This window comes from Salinivibrio costicola subsp. alcaliphilus, assembly GCF_001996185.1.
Classification (GTDB): domain Bacteria; phylum Pseudomonadota; class Gammaproteobacteria; order Enterobacterales; family Vibrionaceae; genus Salinivibrio; species Salinivibrio costicola.
The window spans coordinates 1-18,308 of the sequence record NZ_MUFR01000048.1 but is presented as its reverse complement, the minus strand read 5'-3'; the positions used below and the strand labels follow the sequence as shown (position 1 = coordinate 18,308).

General features: G+C 47.3%; 13 protein-coding genes and 1 pseudogene. 1 reads left to right on the top strand and 13 read right to left on the bottom strand.

Annotated features, from left to right (window positions below):
• From BZJ21_RS16605 to fabB, 4 genes are all read right to left on the bottom strand, one after another.
• The coding region (locus tag BZJ21_RS16605) for a FimV/HubP family polar landmark protein (RefSeq protein WP_131826352.1) at positions 1-3,490 on the bottom strand (3,490 nt) is incomplete at its 3' end.
• Between the two features lie 280 nt (positions 3,491-3,770).
• Positions 3,771-4,784 (bottom strand): aspartate-semialdehyde dehydrogenase, encoded by a 1,014-nt coding sequence (locus tag BZJ21_RS13550; protein ID WP_021023109.1) that lies wholly within the window; start codon positions 4,782-4,784, stop codon positions 3,771-3,773.
• A complete protein-coding gene (locus BZJ21_RS13545; protein WP_077670053.1) occupies positions 4,781-5,935 on the bottom strand; it encodes a 4-phosphoerythronate dehydrogenase in 1,155 nt (384 codons plus the stop codon). The genes BZJ21_RS13550 and BZJ21_RS13545 overlap by 4 nt, the downstream gene beginning before the upstream one ends.
• Positions 5,936-6,103: 168 nt before the next feature.
• On the bottom strand, positions 6,104-7,318 hold the full coding sequence (gene fabB, locus BZJ21_RS13540) for a beta-ketoacyl-ACP synthase I (RefSeq protein WP_021023107.1): 1,215 nt from the start codon (positions 7,316-7,318) through the stop codon (positions 6,104-6,106).
• Between the two features lie 119 nt (positions 7,319-7,437).
• Between fabB and mnmC the strand changes: the two genes are divergently transcribed.
• Positions 7,438-9,438, top strand: a complete 2,001-nt coding sequence (gene mnmC / locus BZJ21_RS13535; RefSeq protein ID WP_077670052.1) for a bifunctional tRNA (5-methylaminomethyl-2-thiouridine)(34)-methyltransferase MnmD/FAD-dependent 5-carboxymethylaminomethyl-2-thiouridine(34) oxidoreductase MnmC — start codon at positions 7,438-7,440, stop codon at positions 9,436-9,438.
• A 145-nt stretch (positions 9,439-9,583) separates the two neighbouring features.
• Here the strand turns inward: mnmC and BZJ21_RS13530 are convergent, their stop codons facing one another.
• The 9 genes and pseudogenes from BZJ21_RS13530 to BZJ21_RS13485 form a co-directional block, all read right to left on the bottom strand.
• A complete protein-coding gene (locus tag BZJ21_RS13530; RefSeq protein ID WP_021023105.1) occupies positions 9,584-9,862 on the bottom strand; it encodes a YfcL family protein in 279 nt (92 codons plus the stop codon).
• Between the two features lie 10 nt (positions 9,863-9,872).
• Positions 9,873-10,247 (bottom strand): annotated as a pseudogene (locus BZJ21_RS13525) (elongation factor P hydroxylase); the annotation flags it as partial.
• Positions 10,248-10,563: 316 nt separating this feature from the next.
• Complete coding sequence (locus BZJ21_RS13520; RefSeq protein WP_077670050.1) at positions 10,564-11,937, bottom strand: UvrD-helicase domain-containing protein; 1,374 nt, start codon at positions 11,935-11,937, stop codon at positions 10,564-10,566.
• Positions 11,934-13,631 (bottom strand): ATP-dependent nuclease, encoded by a 1,698-nt coding sequence (locus tag BZJ21_RS13515; RefSeq protein WP_077670049.1) that lies wholly within the window; start codon positions 13,629-13,631, stop codon positions 11,934-11,936. The genes BZJ21_RS13520 and BZJ21_RS13515 overlap by 4 nt, the downstream gene beginning before the upstream one ends.
• Before the next feature lie 403 nt (positions 13,632-14,034).
• Positions 14,035-14,571, bottom strand: a complete 537-nt coding sequence (locus BZJ21_RS13510; protein ID WP_077670048.1) for an elongation factor P hydroxylase — start codon at positions 14,569-14,571, stop codon at positions 14,035-14,037.
• Positions 14,572-14,656: 85 nt separating this feature from the next.
• Positions 14,657-15,082: a hypothetical protein gene (locus tag BZJ21_RS13505; protein ID WP_077670047.1), complete on the bottom strand. Its 426-nt coding sequence runs from the start codon at positions 15,080-15,082 to the stop codon at positions 14,657-14,659.
• The gene (locus BZJ21_RS13500; RefSeq protein ID WP_077670046.1) at positions 15,079-16,815 is read right to left on the bottom strand and encodes a hypothetical protein; all 1,737 of its coding nucleotides are present in this window, start codon (positions 16,813-16,815) and stop codon (positions 15,079-15,081) included. The genes BZJ21_RS13505 and BZJ21_RS13500 overlap by 4 nt, the downstream gene beginning before the upstream one ends.
• Positions 16,816-17,118: 303 nt before the next feature.
• Complete coding sequence (locus tag BZJ21_RS13490) at positions 17,119-17,520, bottom strand: hypothetical protein (protein ID WP_077670044.1); 402 nt, start codon at positions 17,518-17,520, stop codon at positions 17,119-17,121.
• Positions 17,521-17,544: 24 nt separating this feature from the next.
• Complete coding sequence (locus BZJ21_RS13485) at positions 17,545-18,216, bottom strand: hypothetical protein (RefSeq protein WP_077670043.1); 672 nt, start codon at positions 18,214-18,216, stop codon at positions 17,545-17,547.
• Between the last annotated feature and the right edge of the window lie 92 nt (positions 18,217-18,308).

The window sequence follows — 18,308 nt, the reverse complement described above, 5'->3', positions numbered from 1 at the left end:
GCTCTGGCTCTGGCTCTGGCTCTGGCTCTGGCTCTGGCTCTGGCTCTGGCTCTGGCTCTGGCTCTGGCTCTGGCTCTGGCTCTGGCTCTGGCACGCTATCAAGTGCAGCTTGTTCTTCTTCGTCAACCGGTTCTGCATCTGCCAGTGCGGCTTCTTCGTCATATTCAGGCAGATTGGTTAAATCGAGTAAATCTTCCTCTTTAATATCATCGAGGTTTTCGCCTTGATCAGGCTGCTCGTCGGCGACGGGTGCTTCATCTGTATCGTCCTGAGCCTCGACCTCGGGTTCAGCGGTGTCCTCGGCTGGCGCTTCGTCCGTGTCATCCTGTGCATCGTCGTCAGTCTCGGGCTCTGCAGTGTCATCGACTGACTCTTCGGGCTCAGCGTCGGGCGTGTCTTCAACCTCGGCGACGTCATCCGATTCAGCCATTTCTTCGGGTTGAGCGTCTTCTGGCTGATCATTCGCGATTGGCTCTTCGTCCGTGTCATCCTGTGCGTCGTCCTCAGTCTCGGATTCCGCAGTGTCCTCGGCCGGCTCTTCAGGTGCAGCGTCGGGTGTGTCTTCAATCTTGGCGGCGTCATCCGGCTCAGCCGTTTGTTCGGGTTGAGCGTCTTCTGGCTGATCATTCGCGATTGGCTCTTCGTCCACGTCATCCTGTGCATCGGATTCAGCGGTGTCATCGTCTGGCGCTTCGTCCTTGTCATCCTGTGCGTCGTCCTCAGTCTCGGATCCCGCAGTGTCCTCGGCCGGCTCTTCAGGTGCAGTGTCGGATGTGTCTTCAATCTTGGCGGCGTCATCCGGCTCAGCCGTTTCTTCGGGTTGAGCGTCTACTGGCTGATCATTCGCGATTGGATCTTCGTCCACGTCATCCTGTACATCGGATTCAGCGGTATCCTCGCCTGGCGCTTCGTCCGTGTCATCCTGTACGTCATCGTCAGTCTCGGGCTCTGCAGTGTCATCGGCTGGCTCTTCAGGTGCAGTGTCGGATGTGTCTTCAATCTTGGCGGCGTCATCCGGCTCAGCCGTTTGTTCGGGTTGTTGGTCTGCTAGTGACTCGTCGGCGACGGGTGCTTCATCTGTATCGTCCTGAGCCTCGACCTCGGGTTCAGCGGTGTCATCGACTGGCGCTTCATTCGTGTCACCCTGTGCGTCGTCGTCAGCCTCGGGCTCTGCAGTGTCATCGGCTGGCTCTTCAGGTGCAGTGTCGGGTGTGTCTTCAACCTCGGCGACGTCATCCGATTCAGCCGTTTGTTCGGGTTGAGCGTCTACTGGCTGATCATTCGCGATTGGACCTTCGTCCACGTCATCCTGTGCATCGGATTCAGCGGTGTCATCGACTGGCTCTTCGTCCGTGTCATCCTGTACGTCATCGTCAGTCTCGGATTCCGCAGTGTCATCGACTGGCGTTTCATTCGTGTCACCCTGTGCGTCGTCGTCAGTCTCGGGCTCTGCGGGCTGTTCTGCCTTACGGGGATCAGGCTCTGGTTCACCCTCTGATTCATAAAGCAGTTTTTCGAGTTCCGCTTCATTAGGATCGCTGTCTTCAGCTTCTTCCCACAGTGCAGGATCATCTTCCTCCGCAAGTGGATCGGATTCGTCGTCGTCACCTAACACTTCCTCCAACAAGGCGTCAGAGTCTTCAAGGTGCGGATCATCGTTGTCTAATACTTCATCCAGTAAAGCATCACTGCTTTCATCAAACTCAGTCTCCGTATCATCTTGATCATTCAACCAGCTATCATCATCGTCATCATCATCACCGACAAGCTCATCAAGGAGCTCGGTCGTGTTGTCGAGCGAAACGCTGTCTTCGTCGTCATCATCTGATAAATCAATTTCTTGGCTGAGATCTAACGCTGGCTCATCGGCAAGGGCTGAGTCAAATAATGCATCATTCGGTGCTTGCTCTTCCGACGCTTCGCTTGATTCAGGGTTATCATCCGATGTCGCCTCAGTATCACTCTCTACGTCTGCTTCTGATTCACGCGTGGACTCAGAGGGGTCCTCCGGCGCAGATTCAGTGCCCGATTCCCCGGCGAGCAAGGCATCAATGTCATCTACATCACTGTCGTTACCTTCTTCTAGCGCTTTCGCCCACTCTGCTGCAAGCGCCTCGTCTGCACTCATTTCCTCTTCAGGGAGGGCTGCGTCGTCGGTTTCACTTTCGCTGTCGGTCGACGTTTCGGTATCGGCAGGCGGTGTATCCGCCAATTCATCTAACGCACGCTCCATGTCCTCGAGTCCAATGGCATCGTCACTGGTTGGCGCAACGCTCGATTCGTTACCAGACATGTCGTCCAGTTCATCGTCAAGATTGAGATCATCAAGGTCCGTGTCATCACCAAATGCCACGTCTTCATCACTACCACCATCCTCAGTGATCTCTAACTCATCGTCAGATTGATCTTGGTGACTCTCCTCTTCCTGCTCATCTTCAGGATCGGGCACCATGATAACCGGCATATCATCTAGCTCATCATGGTCGAGTGAGGCGGGCTCGTCATGCTCTTCGTTTTGTTTCTTACGACGCGCCAAGAAGAAGAAAACCCCACCGGCAATTAACGCGCCAGGAATGATCGCGAACATGGCCAGCAGGAGTGGATTATCCAATAAAGAGTCGACCGCAGAGGGAGGCTGCGTCTCTTGTTTCGCCTGCTGCTGACGTTGTTGTTCTAGGAAAGCACGTATTTCCTGATTCAACTCGTCATCACTGCTCATTTTTTCTTTCAGCGCATTCAGTTCGTACTGAACTTCGGATAAGCGCACTTTGAGCACATGATTACTCTCAACCAAGCGGGTCATTTCTTGATCTGAGTTTTGTAGCTGCGATTGCAACGTTTCTACCACTTCAGGTTGTAGTGTCTCAGGCTCACTCGCTTCAGCGTCCTGTGCCTGCTCTGTTTCTGAGGCGCTTTGTTGCGATTCTGGTTCAGCTTGCTCGGGGTCGACTTGCTCTGATGCTTGAGTGTCAGGCTGAGTGACTTGATCACTCAATGGTGTCGTCGTTTGTGCTTGCTTACGTGCGTCATCAATTTCAAGACGATTTACGACATCTTGCGTACTTTCTCGTTCGATTTGCTCCAAGGTTGGCATCACTAATGTGCTACCTGGCTGCAAGCGATGGATATTATTATTGGCAAACGCGTCGGTATTGAGACGGAAAATCGCGCCCAATGTTTGGTAAACACTGACTTGTGTATTGGGACGCATTTGCGTCGCAATCGACCACAAGGTTTCGTTTGCACCTGTTGGGCCATATTGCTGCGCGGATTGCACCGTAGGCGGTTGTTGTGCGGATGACGACTCAGTCGTCATTTCGTCTTGCGGGCCCAGAATACGAATGGCCGCCTCGACCGGTAAGGTAGACACACTGACGAGACTGATCGCCAATAACCCCACGACGGCAAGAAGATGCCGCCTCACTGTGTGCGAGATTATCGTCAATCGCGTTTGAGAAGAAGACTGTTCACTTTGCTGTGCGTTGGACACACCCGCACTCCCTATGGCAGAAATGGCCTCACTAAATATCTAACTATATCGGAAGCCATGCGAAAAACTGTAGTTTGATGATATAAAAGTGTGTTGTGCGATCAAACTGTGGGCGCTCTGCCTCAGTTTTGCCTCGATGATAGCATGCCCACACTTCGCGTATCGTCATCTGTGCAAATTTAATGCCTAAAAAAATACCCCATCAACGGATGGGGTATCAATCAAACTGACATGGTGATGCGTGGACCATCACGCTCTTGTCATCGTCACACGCTGTCGATTAAAGATAATCGCGCACTAAGACTTCAGCAATTTGTACCGTGTTGGTCGCGGCACCCTTACGCACATTGTCAGCAACCACCCAGAGGTTTAAACCATTTGGATGGCTAATGTCGTTACGGACCCGTCCCACAAGCACCTTGTCTGATCCCGTCCCTTCTTTGACTTGGGTTGGATACTCTTCGCCTTCAAAGACTTCAATATGCTCGTGCTGGCTAAGGATTGCCATCGCCTCTGTTGCGTCAATGGGTTGACGGCATTCGATATGCACCGCTTCTGCATGGCCATAAAAAACAGGCACACGCACACAAGTAGGGTTAACCCCAATCATCTCATCAGCGAAAATCTTTTGCGTTTCCCACACCATCTTCATTTCTTCTTTGGTGTAGCCGTTATCCATAAATTGATCGATCTGAGGCAAGCAATTGAAAGCAATTTGTTTGCTATAGAGCGAAGGTTCGGCATCTTGGCTATTGAGCAGTTTCACCGTTTGGCCTGCGAGTTCGTCGACACCCGACTTTCCAGATCCTGACACCGATTGATAGGTAGAGACGTTAATACGTTCGATCCCCACGGCATCGTAAATGGGTTTTAATGCGACCAGCATCTGAATCGTTGAGCAATTGGGATTTGCAATAATATTGCGGTTACGAAAATCACCAATCGCGGCTGGATTAACTTCCGGCACCACCAAGGGCACATCGAAATCATAGCGGAATTGTGAGGTATTATCGATCACCACCACTCCTGCTTCTGCGGCAATAGGCGCCCAATGTGCGGAGGTTTGCGCGCCTGCCGAAAACAAGCCAATTTGAACTTGGGTCCAATCAAAGGTGTCGACGTTTTGCACACGCAAACTTTCGCCTTTGAAGGTAATGGTTTCACCGGCACTGCGCTCGCTGGCAAGCAGGTGGAGAGTGCCAATAGGAAAATCGCGCTCTTCTAAAATGTCGATAATGGTACGGCCTACCGCACCTGTTGCGCCCAAAACCGCAACATCAAATGCTTGTGTCATGCGTGCTCCTCAATACTAAAGCCCAGCTTAGCCAGCGACTGTAACCCGAAATCAGCGTGTCCGGCTACCGTGATCGCACTGTACTCACGTCGATCCCAGTAATTTTTTCGTAATTGGTCAAAGGCTGTACGCTGTGCCGGTTTGTTCTCCCCTGCTTGTGTCATCGCTCGGCGAAAATCACTATCGTCGCGACGGATATCATAAACAAGTTGGGTTAACGCCATAAGATCAGTCTGCTGCCAAGGCGCGGCTAGTTGCACAGAAGGAATGGGCGCTGTCGGCAATAGATCGGCGGCGTCAGCGCGCTGTGGTAACGATAAATGTTGGCATAAGGCATTAAACACCATGGTGGTACCGCGTGCTTTTCCTTCCAATCCATAGCCAGCGATATGTGGCGTTGCAAAGGTTAGCCGTTCGACCAAAGCAAGATCGACCTCGGGCTCATGCTCATACACGTCCAAAACTGCATCCATATCGCCTCGTGCCAGCCGTGTCTTAAGCGCTTGATTATCAACAATCGGGCCGCGTGCGGCATTAATCAAAATGCTTCCCGGTACGAGTGCATTTAAACGAGCGTGATTCATCAAGTGATGAGTAGGGTGCTCACCAGTCGACGTCAGAGGCGTATGAAAGGTCACCACATCCGATTGTGCAATCAGCGTATCAATATCCACCATATCCGCGCGATTCTCACGCGCCTGACGCGGCGGATCGCAGAGCAAGGTTTTAATGCCCAGTGCAGCTAAACGATCAGCTAAGTAACTCCCAACGTGACCGATACCGACAATACCGACGGTTCGGTCGGTCAATTTAAATGCTTGCTGTTGCGCCAACACCAATAAGGCACTGATCACATATTCCGCGACCCCAACTTTGTTGCAACCCGGCGCTGCCGTGGCATATACGCCTTGTGCTTGCAGTGCATCAAAATCAAGGTGATCTTCTCCCGCGGTAGCCGAACCGACAAAGCGTAATTGCTTGGCATCTTTAATCAACGCGTGATTAACATGCGTGACACTGCGCACCAACAAAGCGTCGGCATCTTGGATATCTTCCGCACCGATCGCCCGGCCAGGTAAGGCAACGACTTCACCTAATTGGCTAAACAATGCCTGGGCATAGGGCATGTTTTCATCTACAACTATTTTCACGGTCAGCATCCTGTTTTTAACGTCGCGTACGAGCGCTGAAAAATAACGCCCATTGTATCGCCCTACCTGTAAGAAAACATCCGCCAAAAAGCATGCCCCCACGTCGGGCCAATAATAAAAAACCCGGCCGTGGCCGGGTCCATTGAGAACCTGAAAATAAGCGCGATATTAGCCGCGATACTTTTCAATCACCAAGGTGGCGTTCGTTCCGCCAAATCCGAAGCTGTTTGACATAACACGAGTGAGTGCTTGCTCACGTGGTTGTGTCACAATATCTAGCCCATCAGCGGCCGGATCCAAGTTATCAACATTGATACTCGGGGCGACAAAGCCGTGCGCCAGCATTAGCGTCGAGTAAATGGCTTCATGCGCCCCAGCAGCACCGAGTGCATGGCCTGTCATCGACTTGGTCGCGGAAATAGCAGGGCTCTTACCACCAAAGACTTCTTGGATGGCACCAAGCTCTTTGACATCACCCACTGGCGTTGACGTGCCATGGGTGTTGATATAATCCACCTCGCCATCAACATCTTGCATCGCCATGTTCATACAGCGCACCGCCCCTTCGCCGGATGGCGCGACCATATCATAGCCGTCAGACGTTGCCCCATAGCCGACAATTTCACCATAAATGGTGGCACCGCGCGCCAGCGCATGCTCAAGCTCTTCAACCACCAGCATACCGCCGCCGCCAGAAATCACGAAACCATCGCGATCGGCATCATAGGTACGTGACGCTTTTTGTGGATCATCATTGTATTTGGTTGAGAGTGCGCCCATGGCGTCAAACATCATGGTGAGTGACCAATCAAGCTCTTCGCCGCCACCAGCAAACACGACGTCTTGTTTACCCAATTGAATCAGCTCAAGCGCATGGCCAATACAGTGTGCCGATGTCGCACAGGCCGAGCTCATGGTGTAGTTGACCCCTTTAATTTGAAACGGGGTCGCCAAGCACGCTGAGACCGTGGATGACATAGTACGTGGCACCATATAAGGGCCGACGCGTTTTACACCTTTCTCGCGTAAGGTATCAACCGCCGTGACTTGGTTGACCGATGATGCTCCCCCAGAACCGGCAACTAGGCCCGTTCTCGGATTAGAAACTTGCTCAGGGGCTAAGCCTGAGTCTTCAATCGCCTGCTCCATGGCTAAATAGGCGAAGCCAGCCGCGTCCCCCATAAAGCGCATTTTTTTACGATCAATGTGGTCGGCTGGGTTAAGTTTGAGATCCCCCCAAACGTTGCTGCGCAGCTTCATATCTGCAAACTGCTGAGAGAAGTTAATGCCAGATTTCCCCGCTTTGAGCGACTCCAGCACTTCTTTGACGTTGTTACCAATACTGGAAACAATCCCCATGCCTGTAATGACAGCTCGTTTCATGATTCTTTCCTAGACGTTAATTTCGCAGTGGATGATAGCGTTTTTAAAGCTGATAAGTGGTCAGCTTTCCTTTCTATCAGTACAATTTCCATCTTCTCTTTCCTGTGTATGAGGCATTTGTGAGCACTCCCTCAATCGACCATGCAAAAATCAGCTGGAATGATACAGGTACGCCTGTTGCTGATCAGTTCGACGACGTCTACTTTTCCAATCACGACGGCTTAGCTGAGACGCGCTACGTGTTCCTGGGGCAAAATCAGTTACCCGAACGTTGGCATACGGCAACTCAGTCACGCTTTGTGATTGCAGAAACCGGATTTGGAACCGGGCTAAACTTTCTCGCCACCTGGCATGCCTTTGACCAATTCCGCCATGCTAACCTTGATAGCACCGTCACGCACCTCCACTTTATCAGTTTTGAAAAGTACCCTTTGACCGTAGAAGATCTCGCGCGTGCCCATCAAGCTTGGCCCGAGCTTGCAAACTATGCTGAACAACTTCGCGCCCATTACCCCGTACCGTTAGCGGGTTGTCAACGTATTGTATTAGCTGATGGTCAGATTACACTCGATTTATGGTTTGGGGATATTAAAGATTGGTTACCACAAGTACCAACAGGTCAGAAAGGGATTGTTGATGCCTGGTATTTAGATGGTTTTGCCCCAAGCAAAAACCCTGAAATGTGGAACCAGGATTTATTTAATGGCATGGCAAGACTTGCGCGAGAGCAGTGTACCTGCGCGACTTTCACCGCGGCCGGCTTTGTCCGCCGTGGACTGATTGACGCCGGCTTTGACATGAAAAAGGTAAAAGGCTTTGGTCACAAGCGAGAAATGTTAGCGGGCGCTTTACCTGCTCGTCAAGCCACTGCCAGCCATCCACCTTGGTATGCGCGCACATCCGCCGCAACAGCGGATGACATTGCCATTATTGGCGGTGGTATTGCCAGTGCAGCCTTGATTAGCGCATTACTTCAGCGAGGCAAGCAAGTCACGCTTTATTGCCAAGACCCGCAGCCAGCGGCAGGCGCATCCGGAAATCAGCAAGGAGCGGTTTATCCACTCCTTAATGGTAACAACGACAACTTGAGTCAGTTTTTTGCGCCCGCTTTTTTATTTGCTCGGCAGTTTATTCGCCAACAGGCTGAACAAGGCATCGCCTTTGAACATGACTGGTGTGGTGTTACCCAACTAGGCTATGACGAGAAAAGCGCCTCTAAGCTCGAAAAAATGCTTCATGGCGCATTTCCTGAGGCACTGGTCATGCGCGTAAGCCAAGACGCAGTGACAGAAAAAGTGGGAGTAGAAACTGGGCATGCCGGTGTGTTTTACCCGCTGGGCGGCTGGCTCAGTCCGCAACAGTTTACCGCAGGCGTGATTGGTGCCGCTATCACCCGCGGACAGCTAAGCGCGCATTTTGATTGTCACATCAATGCGTTAATACAAACGGATAATGGTTGGACCCTGAGTACCGCCAACGGTGAGCTGTGTCACCAGAACGTGATTATCGCCAATGGGCACCAAGCGGATAACTTTGACCAAACGGCACCCATTCCGGTTTACCCCGTGCGCGGCCAAGTGAGCCATGTCCCCACCAATGCTGACCTCCGCGCACTGAACACGGTGTTATGTTTTGAGGGCTATTTAACACCGGCGAATCAGGCTGGTGAACATTGCTTAGGCGCAAGCTATGCGCGCAACAATGCCGACCTTGAATTTCAATCGGCCAATCAGGTTGAAAACCAGCAGCGCTTAACCGACTGTATTGACACTGATTGGGCGCATCATGTGCCTGTTGCCGAAACAGGACGCGTTGGTGTGCGCTGTGCCAGTCGCGACCACCTGCCATTTATCGGCAATGTGTGTGATTACGACGCACTGCTTTTAGCCTACCAAACCCTGCAAAAAGACAAGGAAAAAGCCGGTTCCGTCCCTGTTTACCCTGGGCTATATTGCCTTCTGGGGCTTGGTTCTCGCGGTCTTACCTCCGCGCCTCTCGCCGCAGAAATCCTCGTCGCTCAGTTATGTGATGAGCCCTTGCCTTTGCCACAGTCAGTACTCGATACCCTGCACCCGGGACGCATGTGGGTCCGCAAACTGCTAAAAGGTAAAGCGGTGTAGCGAATCGTTAGTTATATATCAGTAAAAACAAGCACGTGTGGGGAAAAACAACCAAGCCATCGTCGAGGCGATGGCTTGATAATCACTGGATACCGCAGAATAGGAGTTAAAAAGCGCAGTTATTGAGAAGCGCGGTATTGCAGTATTAAGCCGATTTTTCGACTTGTTGCTGAAGCAGATCCCAAAGCGCCCCGACCAAGCGTTGATCGCCCGGTGAGAGTTCACTCGCATTTTTCGACAAGCTAGTGTCCACGCGCGCTTTTAATGACGCCACTTCATCCATGCCCTCTAACTCACAATCCGCAGCCGCCAGCGAGACGTGGCCGCGTAAATAGCCACTCGCAAATAATTCATCGTCTGAGGCAGTGTCTACCATCTCATCGATTAATGCCAAAATGCGTGCTTCATAATCTTGAACTTTCATCTTATTAACCTTAGCTGGGCAACGTAAAGTCATCGGGCCCCAGAGCAGAGACACCGTAAAAGTCTCGCAAGGTATCAGAAAACTGCTTAGCGCGCACGGGCAAAGCCGGGCTTGCCTCTGCGTCAGATAAATAATCAATGACTTGCTGACGGACTTTGCCCGCAAAGGCATAGCGATCGGGCTCTACGCCACTTAAGTTGTCGCAGCTGACTTGAAAACGAAAGCCACAGCTTGCCGCAAGGATCCACTCAATCGCTTGAGGCTTCACTTCTACCGCTTCAAACGCGGCTTGCGTGTCAGCATCGCGGCCATCGGGGTGATACCAATAGCCATAATCTTCCAGTTGACGGCGTTTCTCACCGGCAATGGTCCAGTGTGCAATTTCTACTAACATCATAATCATTAATGTACATAGATAACTCCATGGTAAGTATAGAAAAAATAAAAACAACCTTTGTACAGCTAATACACTTAAAAGTGTACAAAAAAGAGACCACGATAGATTGGTTTGTACATCAAAATCAATGAGGAACTAACATAATTCATTCAGCTCAAACCGACCCGTTCTAACACGTTCACTCCCTGAAACAAGTTACAAGTAGCGTCAAATAGAACTATTTACAGATGGCCGACTAAATCTGACTCATTTTGTTGAGTCTGACTTCTATTAGACTCCATCGGCATTTGTGGACAAATATATACTAGTTATGATTAACAAATCCCAATTCACCTATGGAATCCCTAACTTCCGCCATGTCTTCTTTAGAAAGTAAATCGTGATCTAATGCTAAGACCAACTTCTTCTTGGCACGAGTAAGAGCTACATAGACTCGCTTCCACTCTTTATTAAAACGATTTGCTTTGCCAATACCATTTTGGGTTAAGTATTTCAGGGTGTTAGCGCTGAGTATGATTACACAAGTATCGGCATCCAATCCCTTGATAGAGTCGATACTTTGGACTTTGAATTGAACGTCATTTTTTGTGCATGAATTGCACAGCTCATGTAATTGGGCGAAGTGCTGTTTATTGAGAGTCAATGAATGCCGAGCAATGAGTTTGCTTATGGCTCGCTTACTATCTTCATTGATTGCATCGTCCATAAAGTCAGCAAAAGCGGCTTTAACAAACAAAGTTTTGTCTTTCTTGTGGTTAGACTCGCGAATCATTTCCTCGATCTCTCGTGGGAATGCGTGTTTGTGTTTAGACGAAGTTGTATAACGACCATTCTTTTTGTCGATACAAACAAGTTGTTTTTCATCTATGTAATTCGTTAGTAGCTCGTCATATCGTCCATCCACCGATTCTATGTACATGAGTTCACCGACTACTTCTGATAGTGATTCTTGTTGCTGGTCTTCATAACAGAAGCTGTTAGATACGGCTAAGATCTCTGTGGGTACTCGTCTGGTTTGATTGTTGATTGGTAAGATATTTGCGTATTCTTTTGAAATTACTTTTTTAACGAAAGTATCAAGTGCTTGGGGATACTTGATTGCTTGTTTTGGATCTCCAATCATGTATACGTCAATATCGTTGCTGCCTAGCACCTCGAAAAAGCGGAGAGCATCGCCATCTAAGTCTTGGACTTCGTCGATGAATATTTTGTCAAAGCAACTCTCTAGAATAGCTAATAACCTGCGGACTCTTGCTTTCTTAGCTTTGTTGTTGTGCTTGCTGACGGCTTCATCAACAATCTGTTTAGCGATGTTGTATACATTATCTGCATGAATGACATTTATATTTCTAAGCCGTGCAAAAAGGCTATTTTTGTACTTAGGATGAGGTAACATCATTATTGATGTGTCGTTATAGACATCACCGAGAGTGAATAACGAAAATGGATAGATGATTTCGTTCAACAAAAAGCTATGGACTGTCTGTATACAGAGATTTGACGGAATAAACCCATGTTGTTTGATTATCACTTGCTCTATCTTCGCTGTTGCTGAGTTTGTGTATGTCAGTGCGAATGTCTTTTTGTGACTAGTGCAAGCTTTGATATGATCTATCAACGATTCAGCTAAGCCATAAGTTTTCCCCGCACCAGCTCCAGCAATTTGGACTTCAATCATGACAGAGCCTCAACAACCTCTGCGATATGAGATGGTAACTTGATATCCAGAGGGCTCTCTTCATCAACCATCGCATCACAGACATCCAGCATTCTTGCTGTTTTACCATTAATCATGTGATCGGACACTTCTTTAAGGCCGCCATCCATTTCGAATAAATCATTAAGCAAGGCTAGATTTTCTTCGGCTTCTACTAAATCAATTTCAAGTGTATAATTTCTCGTTGTTCTTACAGTGACATTCTCATGCGCCGCGTCATAAGCATCGTGTCTGGCTTTAGCTGCATCTGAATTGTCAAAATCACGGATAACACCAATTTTCTTGTTCTGGTTATCTTTGTTCAAGGCGAGCCATATATCTAAGAAAGTGGCGTAACCACGTTGACCAATTGGAATAATATCAATGTCGTTGAGGGCTGTTTTTTTAGACAAATAAGTGCTGATCAGTAATTCTTCAGTCGGACCCTCTACGAGAATGACTTTGTTTGCGAATAGCAGCTTTAGGATGTCGAAATTAGGTCTTTTCCTTAGGTAGTCAACTAGCTTAGTTGGAGTATCGGACAGACTAATTGCTTTCTCGCCAGTAAACGCCAAGACATTAGAAATTTTCAGCTTGTTGATGATCGATGGATTATGAGTAGAAATGATAGTTTGTACAAGCGAGCCACTGTTGCTTGAGCTTTTCTCAATGAAGTCTCTTACTAAACGAAGGTTGTTAACGCTCAAGTGTGCTTCTGGCTCTTCTATACAGCACAAGTTGAATGTATCACCACATGACTTGTAGTAAGCAAACAGGATGAGTATGTAGATAAGATTTCGTTGTCCCAAGCCTTTTTGGTACAGAAATTCATTACCGTATTTCAAAGTGATGTTCGACAAAATGTTCTTCAAGTTAGGCAGGTTAGGAGTGCACTCAAGCTGTTTGATAATACTGTCGTAGTTCTCAAAGTCTTCATTAGTTCCAATGATTTTGTCAAATGTTTCAGTCTTTTCAATAGCACTAAAGAACTCAGAGTAGGCTGTGTTGATCTGACCTTTGTCGTCATCGTTCAGTGTGTTCATAAGCAGTTTTGTGAAAATACTATTGGACTTCATTGAACTGCTTTCTGAGAAGTCATCTCGCTCGGCATTGATACTATGGACACTGACGTGTTTTAAGTCACTGTATGCGATAGGCTTTTCATTGTTCACAGATACGATTTGGTAGTCGTATAGCTCAACGGGTAAAGTAAACCAGTTAATATCCTCTAATGCTTTACCAGCGAGTGATTTTTTCACGACCTCAAGCAAGTCTTTGTCGTCTTTAGGCTTGAAGTCATATCTGATTTTGTAAGTTTCTTCATCACCATCAGCAACAATCCACTTAGCCAGCAGCGCTGTTTCATAAGCATTTTTCGGATCAGCGAACTCTACGGTTACTGATACTTTAGGGATCTTCTGAAGTTGATTCTTTTCAGCATCGTCATTGACTATAGACGTCAGAAAATCAATAACGGCATCTTTGTTGATGTCAGAAACACTCAAACGCTTCTGGTTGAAGTCTATTTGGTTGCCGCTTAACGGTAACGAAAGTGCGGTGAAAAAGTTCGTCTTACCAGTATCGTTTTCACCAATGACAACTGTTAGCTGTTGAAGCTGGGCTTCGAAAAAACGGAAGCTACAGTAGTTTTTAATTATCAACTTCCTGATATACATAAGAATTTCCCTAAAAAGCATACGAGCGCATATGCCACTAATGTACTACAAGTCATGTGATTACTATATTGATCCTACTACTTGTTGGTGCCAAAATGCGAGAGCACGTAACTCGAAAATTTCCACATGCGTGTCAGACCATTCTGTTCTAGCACGCATAAGCTCTTCGTGTATGCGTATTGCACAGTTTGCGACTCGGCCTTGCTTTTGCAAAACCTTCGGAGCTCGGCTTATATAGCTTACAGCCGCATCAGAGTCTGTGCTTAGACATGGCGTAAGAAACCAAGGCATTTTCCTCAAACCGCACAGCAACAATATCGACTCATCAACGCTTATTTTGATACCACTTATAGTGAAATATTCTCACTCGATTTACACATAAACTTAGAGAGAATCAGTACTACTAGACATCAAACTCAACGAACCGACATGGCTTATTTAGCCCATTGCTATCCCAGTACTTCTTCAGTCCAGACAACACTTTATTGGCGGTGGGGGGTGGGTTTACCCGCATCTCTTGATAGGCTTTTTCTAACTCTTGTAGAAAACTTTCCGACGGTGGCCGTCCTGAAAAATCATCAAGGCTTGGTGAAAACTTAAGCCCAACAATTTCACAAATGGCTTTTTCCAATCCTTGTGGCCTCGCTTCAACTTCTTCAAAACGCTGCTGCTCTTCGGCTGTTCTTCCGCACGGGGCGTACCAGTAACCGAAATCGTCCAAACCTCTTCGCCAATCACCCGCTAAACAATAATGCGACATTTCATGTAAAAGGCTGCGTGGATAGTTACTTCTAAAATATAGGATGGCCTGTGTATTCACTGTCGGGGCTTTGTAGAACGGCTCTTCTGCGCCACCTTCAATTGTCAAGTTGGGGAGAATGCCCGCAAATGCATTTATCAAATTTTGACAGTATTCATCATCGGTACTGCATACACTCATTTGTTCACTTCCTGATACGAACTGACAACTCGAAAAACGTTCAAAAACAGAGACATAAAAACCATTCTATTTTTAATACAAGTACTTAGCGCACATTTGGTATTCTGATAATTTTAACATCCTTAGTCTCAGCAAGCCCTGTTTCTAGCTCAAAATTGCGCCTCACTACATTGAGGTATTCCGTCATCAACAGATCGTATTCTTGCTTTAGCTGGTTATAGTCACCTATCGCTTTTTGTTTTAGCGCTTTCTGCTGTTCAAGCTTAGCATTGGCCGTTGGTGTTGCTGGACCATTTTTCTTTCTAGCTTCTTCTGCATCTGCGATGGCTTCGCACAGTAAAGGGTACCTTTCATAACGCACGTACCCTTTTCCTCGGCCAGCCTCACGCCCAACAGCATCTTTAGTGAATTTAAATCGAGTAGACTTGGTATCGACACTCTTGGTTGTGCCACTTTTCAAGCGCTCAAGGGCTTCCCAATACTCCTCTTCGATTTTACTGCGTGTTTTCAAGTGACCTCCTCTGTTTCAACAAGTCTCTGCAAAAAGCTATCTATGTGCTTAATATTGGTCTCGTATTCTTGTCGCGCACGCTTTGGGGTGCCTTCGGCTAGCTGGGCCTCATAAAACTCTTTTGTCTGCTCTAGCGCGGCTCTTGACCCTGGAAGGAATACGGAATTTTCGCAACTGATACAGGCGGATGCGAGTACGCCAGCGCCTTTATTACAGGCTGTCACAGATATACACCCTCCAACTAATGTGGGCCGATATCGAAACTTCCCCTTTTTTACCGCTTGCTTTGTCGATGCCCTGCTTTCCAAGAACATGGGCAATTCATCTCTATCTTTTTGGGCTTTCAACCTTCTGCCCGCGATACCCTCTAATGGCTGATTACTTTCTAGTAGCGCATAGATACTATCCGCTTCAGCACGCGCTTTGGCATCTGACCACTCAGCACGTAGAGATTTTATCTCGGCTTCATCACCCAGAATATTTATGGCTCTAGAATTTGAGTCTGAGTAATATACTGTCATCACCATGCTGATATGTTTAAGCTGTGCCTTGAGTACTGGGTAAGACACCATTCCGCTAGCGGCTGCATAGACGGTCATTGACCGCCTAAACTGGTGAAATGTTAGAGGCCAGACTTTACCTACTTCGATAGCCTCTGGTACGCCCTCCCCATACAGAAACCAACTTGTCTCTGCTATATCTTGCTCAGTGACTTTTAGCTCTTTCTTGTAGAGATCCACATTAATACTTTTTAAGAAAAAGGTAGCTGTCGTAAAGCTGAATTGCCGGTGTGGAATACCACTTTTCCCGTGTTGAACCGACATGAAAAGCGGCGTTTCTTGTTCTTGGATATCCGTTACTCGCCTGTCGCCAGACCATTCAAGCACACCTTCAGTAATTATCTTTGCAACCTTAAAAGCAGCTTCGACTGCTGAGCACGTCACCCATTTCGTAAACCGAGGAGCACCATTGGCTTCAAGCTTTGTTGTTGTCGACCAAACAACAGGAATAAGGCCATTTTCGGTATTTATTGTCTTTAATCCGTTAAGGGGAATGGCCAACAATTCACTCTTGCGCATACCAGTAAACGCAGATATTAAAATGGCACATCGGAGCTGCCAGCGCTTCAGGTTTTCGACAAGGCCAGCCCAGCTTTCACTTTTTGAGATACCTGCTTTATAAAGCTCTTTCAGTGCTGTAGAAACATCCACATTCTCACGCAGTAACTTTTTCCAGTAGTATTGGATACGCCCATCCTGGCCTCTTGTTGTTGCGGTAGGAACCAAGCTCCTATCCAGCGCAACTCCTTTATCTCTTGCAAGGCTTCGCAATGCAAAGACAAGCTTTATTGCTTTCTCGTGTCGCAAGAAACAATCCAGATCTTCAATGGTTGTCTTGAGGACACTTTGATAGATATCTGAAGGAATAAGTAGCGTCTGTACTGAGCCCGTGGTTTCTGGGAACTTTTTTCGGGTTCTTTTCAATCTACTGAGAAACTCAACCGAGGGCCTTATTCCTTGCCAGAATCTGTTATTGCTGAGTACCGTTGCGGTATCAGATATGCGCTGAATTTTTCCGAGAAAAAGCCCTACTTGTTTTGTTGTAGAAGCTCGGCTCGTTAAGAAATCGATTGCGTCGGGGGTAGAAAAGATATTTTCCGGGGGTATCTCTCTGTCTGAACAGTATCGCACCAAAAACGAAATAGCCGTCACATCGCCGTTAAGCTTTGACATTGAACAGCCACCCAGCGCACTTATCCAATGTAACGTAAGAGTTTTAAGAAAATCATTAGCGATATTTAAACTATTTTTTGCTTGCTAGTTTTACTCCATCAACTGGGGTAATGCTCTCGATCTTTGCTCTGAAGTTAAGTAATCGCAACGTTGAGCTTGTAGCGCTGTAATCCCATGTATCATCCCGAAATATCGATCTAGGGCTTCCATCTTTATTGATCGTAACCACCATATCATCAGCAGGTTTTAGGTCTGAAAATTCATTTGGTGGATTGACCTCTTTAACAATAGGGTTACGCGACATTAATTTCGACAAACTATAACCCTCTTTCCTGCGCTGCTAGCCAAACGGATCAAAATTTCAATCTGCCTACTCCAATGTCGGCTATAGTTCCCCATTTCTATCTCGTCTTCGGCCTGCCTTATTACCCCCCCAAGCCCACGATTATTTTTGCTTACAAAACCTAAGATTTCGTCAATCCTAAATATTGCGGGTTTAACAACCGCTTCATGATGCTCTGAGTCATTTCGAATCATTGATGTGGCATTCAGCGCTTCTCTCAGACTTAAAAGTTTATGGATATCTTCAAAATCTTCATGGACTGCGAAGTATTCACAGAAAAGACAACTTTCGAACGTACCGCAGGTTGGCTCAGGGGCTTTAGAGTTAAATCCATTGGTTCTCGAAGGGATTTCACCGTTCATGTTAGTACAGGACCCGGAGGCGATTCATTCAGATTCGTCTTCACTTGCAAGACTCACAGGAAGGGGACTACTAGTTGTTCGATTAAAATACCTAACTTGAGAACTCAGCTCCTCATGATAACGATTCATTTCCTTAGCCTGAGTTTCTATATCAATTGACGTATAAGCTCTTTCTGTCGTAGCCACTGAGTTGTTTAGTTTCTTAGCAACCAAAGAAACTTTACCTTGTGATTTTCGAATGAAATATTCACCTGCAATCTGTCTTATATCCCTGGACGATATTTTAGTAAGCCCTTTAAATAGGGGAGATTTTCTGGTGAGGATTACACCGCCACTTCTGTCGAACCGTTGTAATTTATTACTTTCGCCAATTTTGACGAACAGGTACTCTTGGGCATCTCCAGGCAGTTCAAGAGTTTCAGCCCAGGCCCTTAACTTTAAAAACTTTATGATCTCTCGCTTTAAATGGCTGGGTGCTTCAAATTTAACCGCTCTGCCCGCGCGAAATTTGTGTTTCTTTGCAAAAGCACTAGACCCTACCTTACTGAGATCTATATCGATTATTTTAAGATCAAGTGTTGGCTGTACATTTGCTGCTGTGAACGCAAGATATATCTGAAAAAAACAGAATACACTTAAGTTATAGGCGTAGACCTTTTGAGGTGTTAACTTTCCGCTTATCCATTCATCTGTCATTCCGCAGCCAATTAATGAATTAAAATAGTGTGATCCAGCGATCATTTGCAGCTTTTAGTGTCACATATGTCTTGACCGTGATCCCCAGCTTT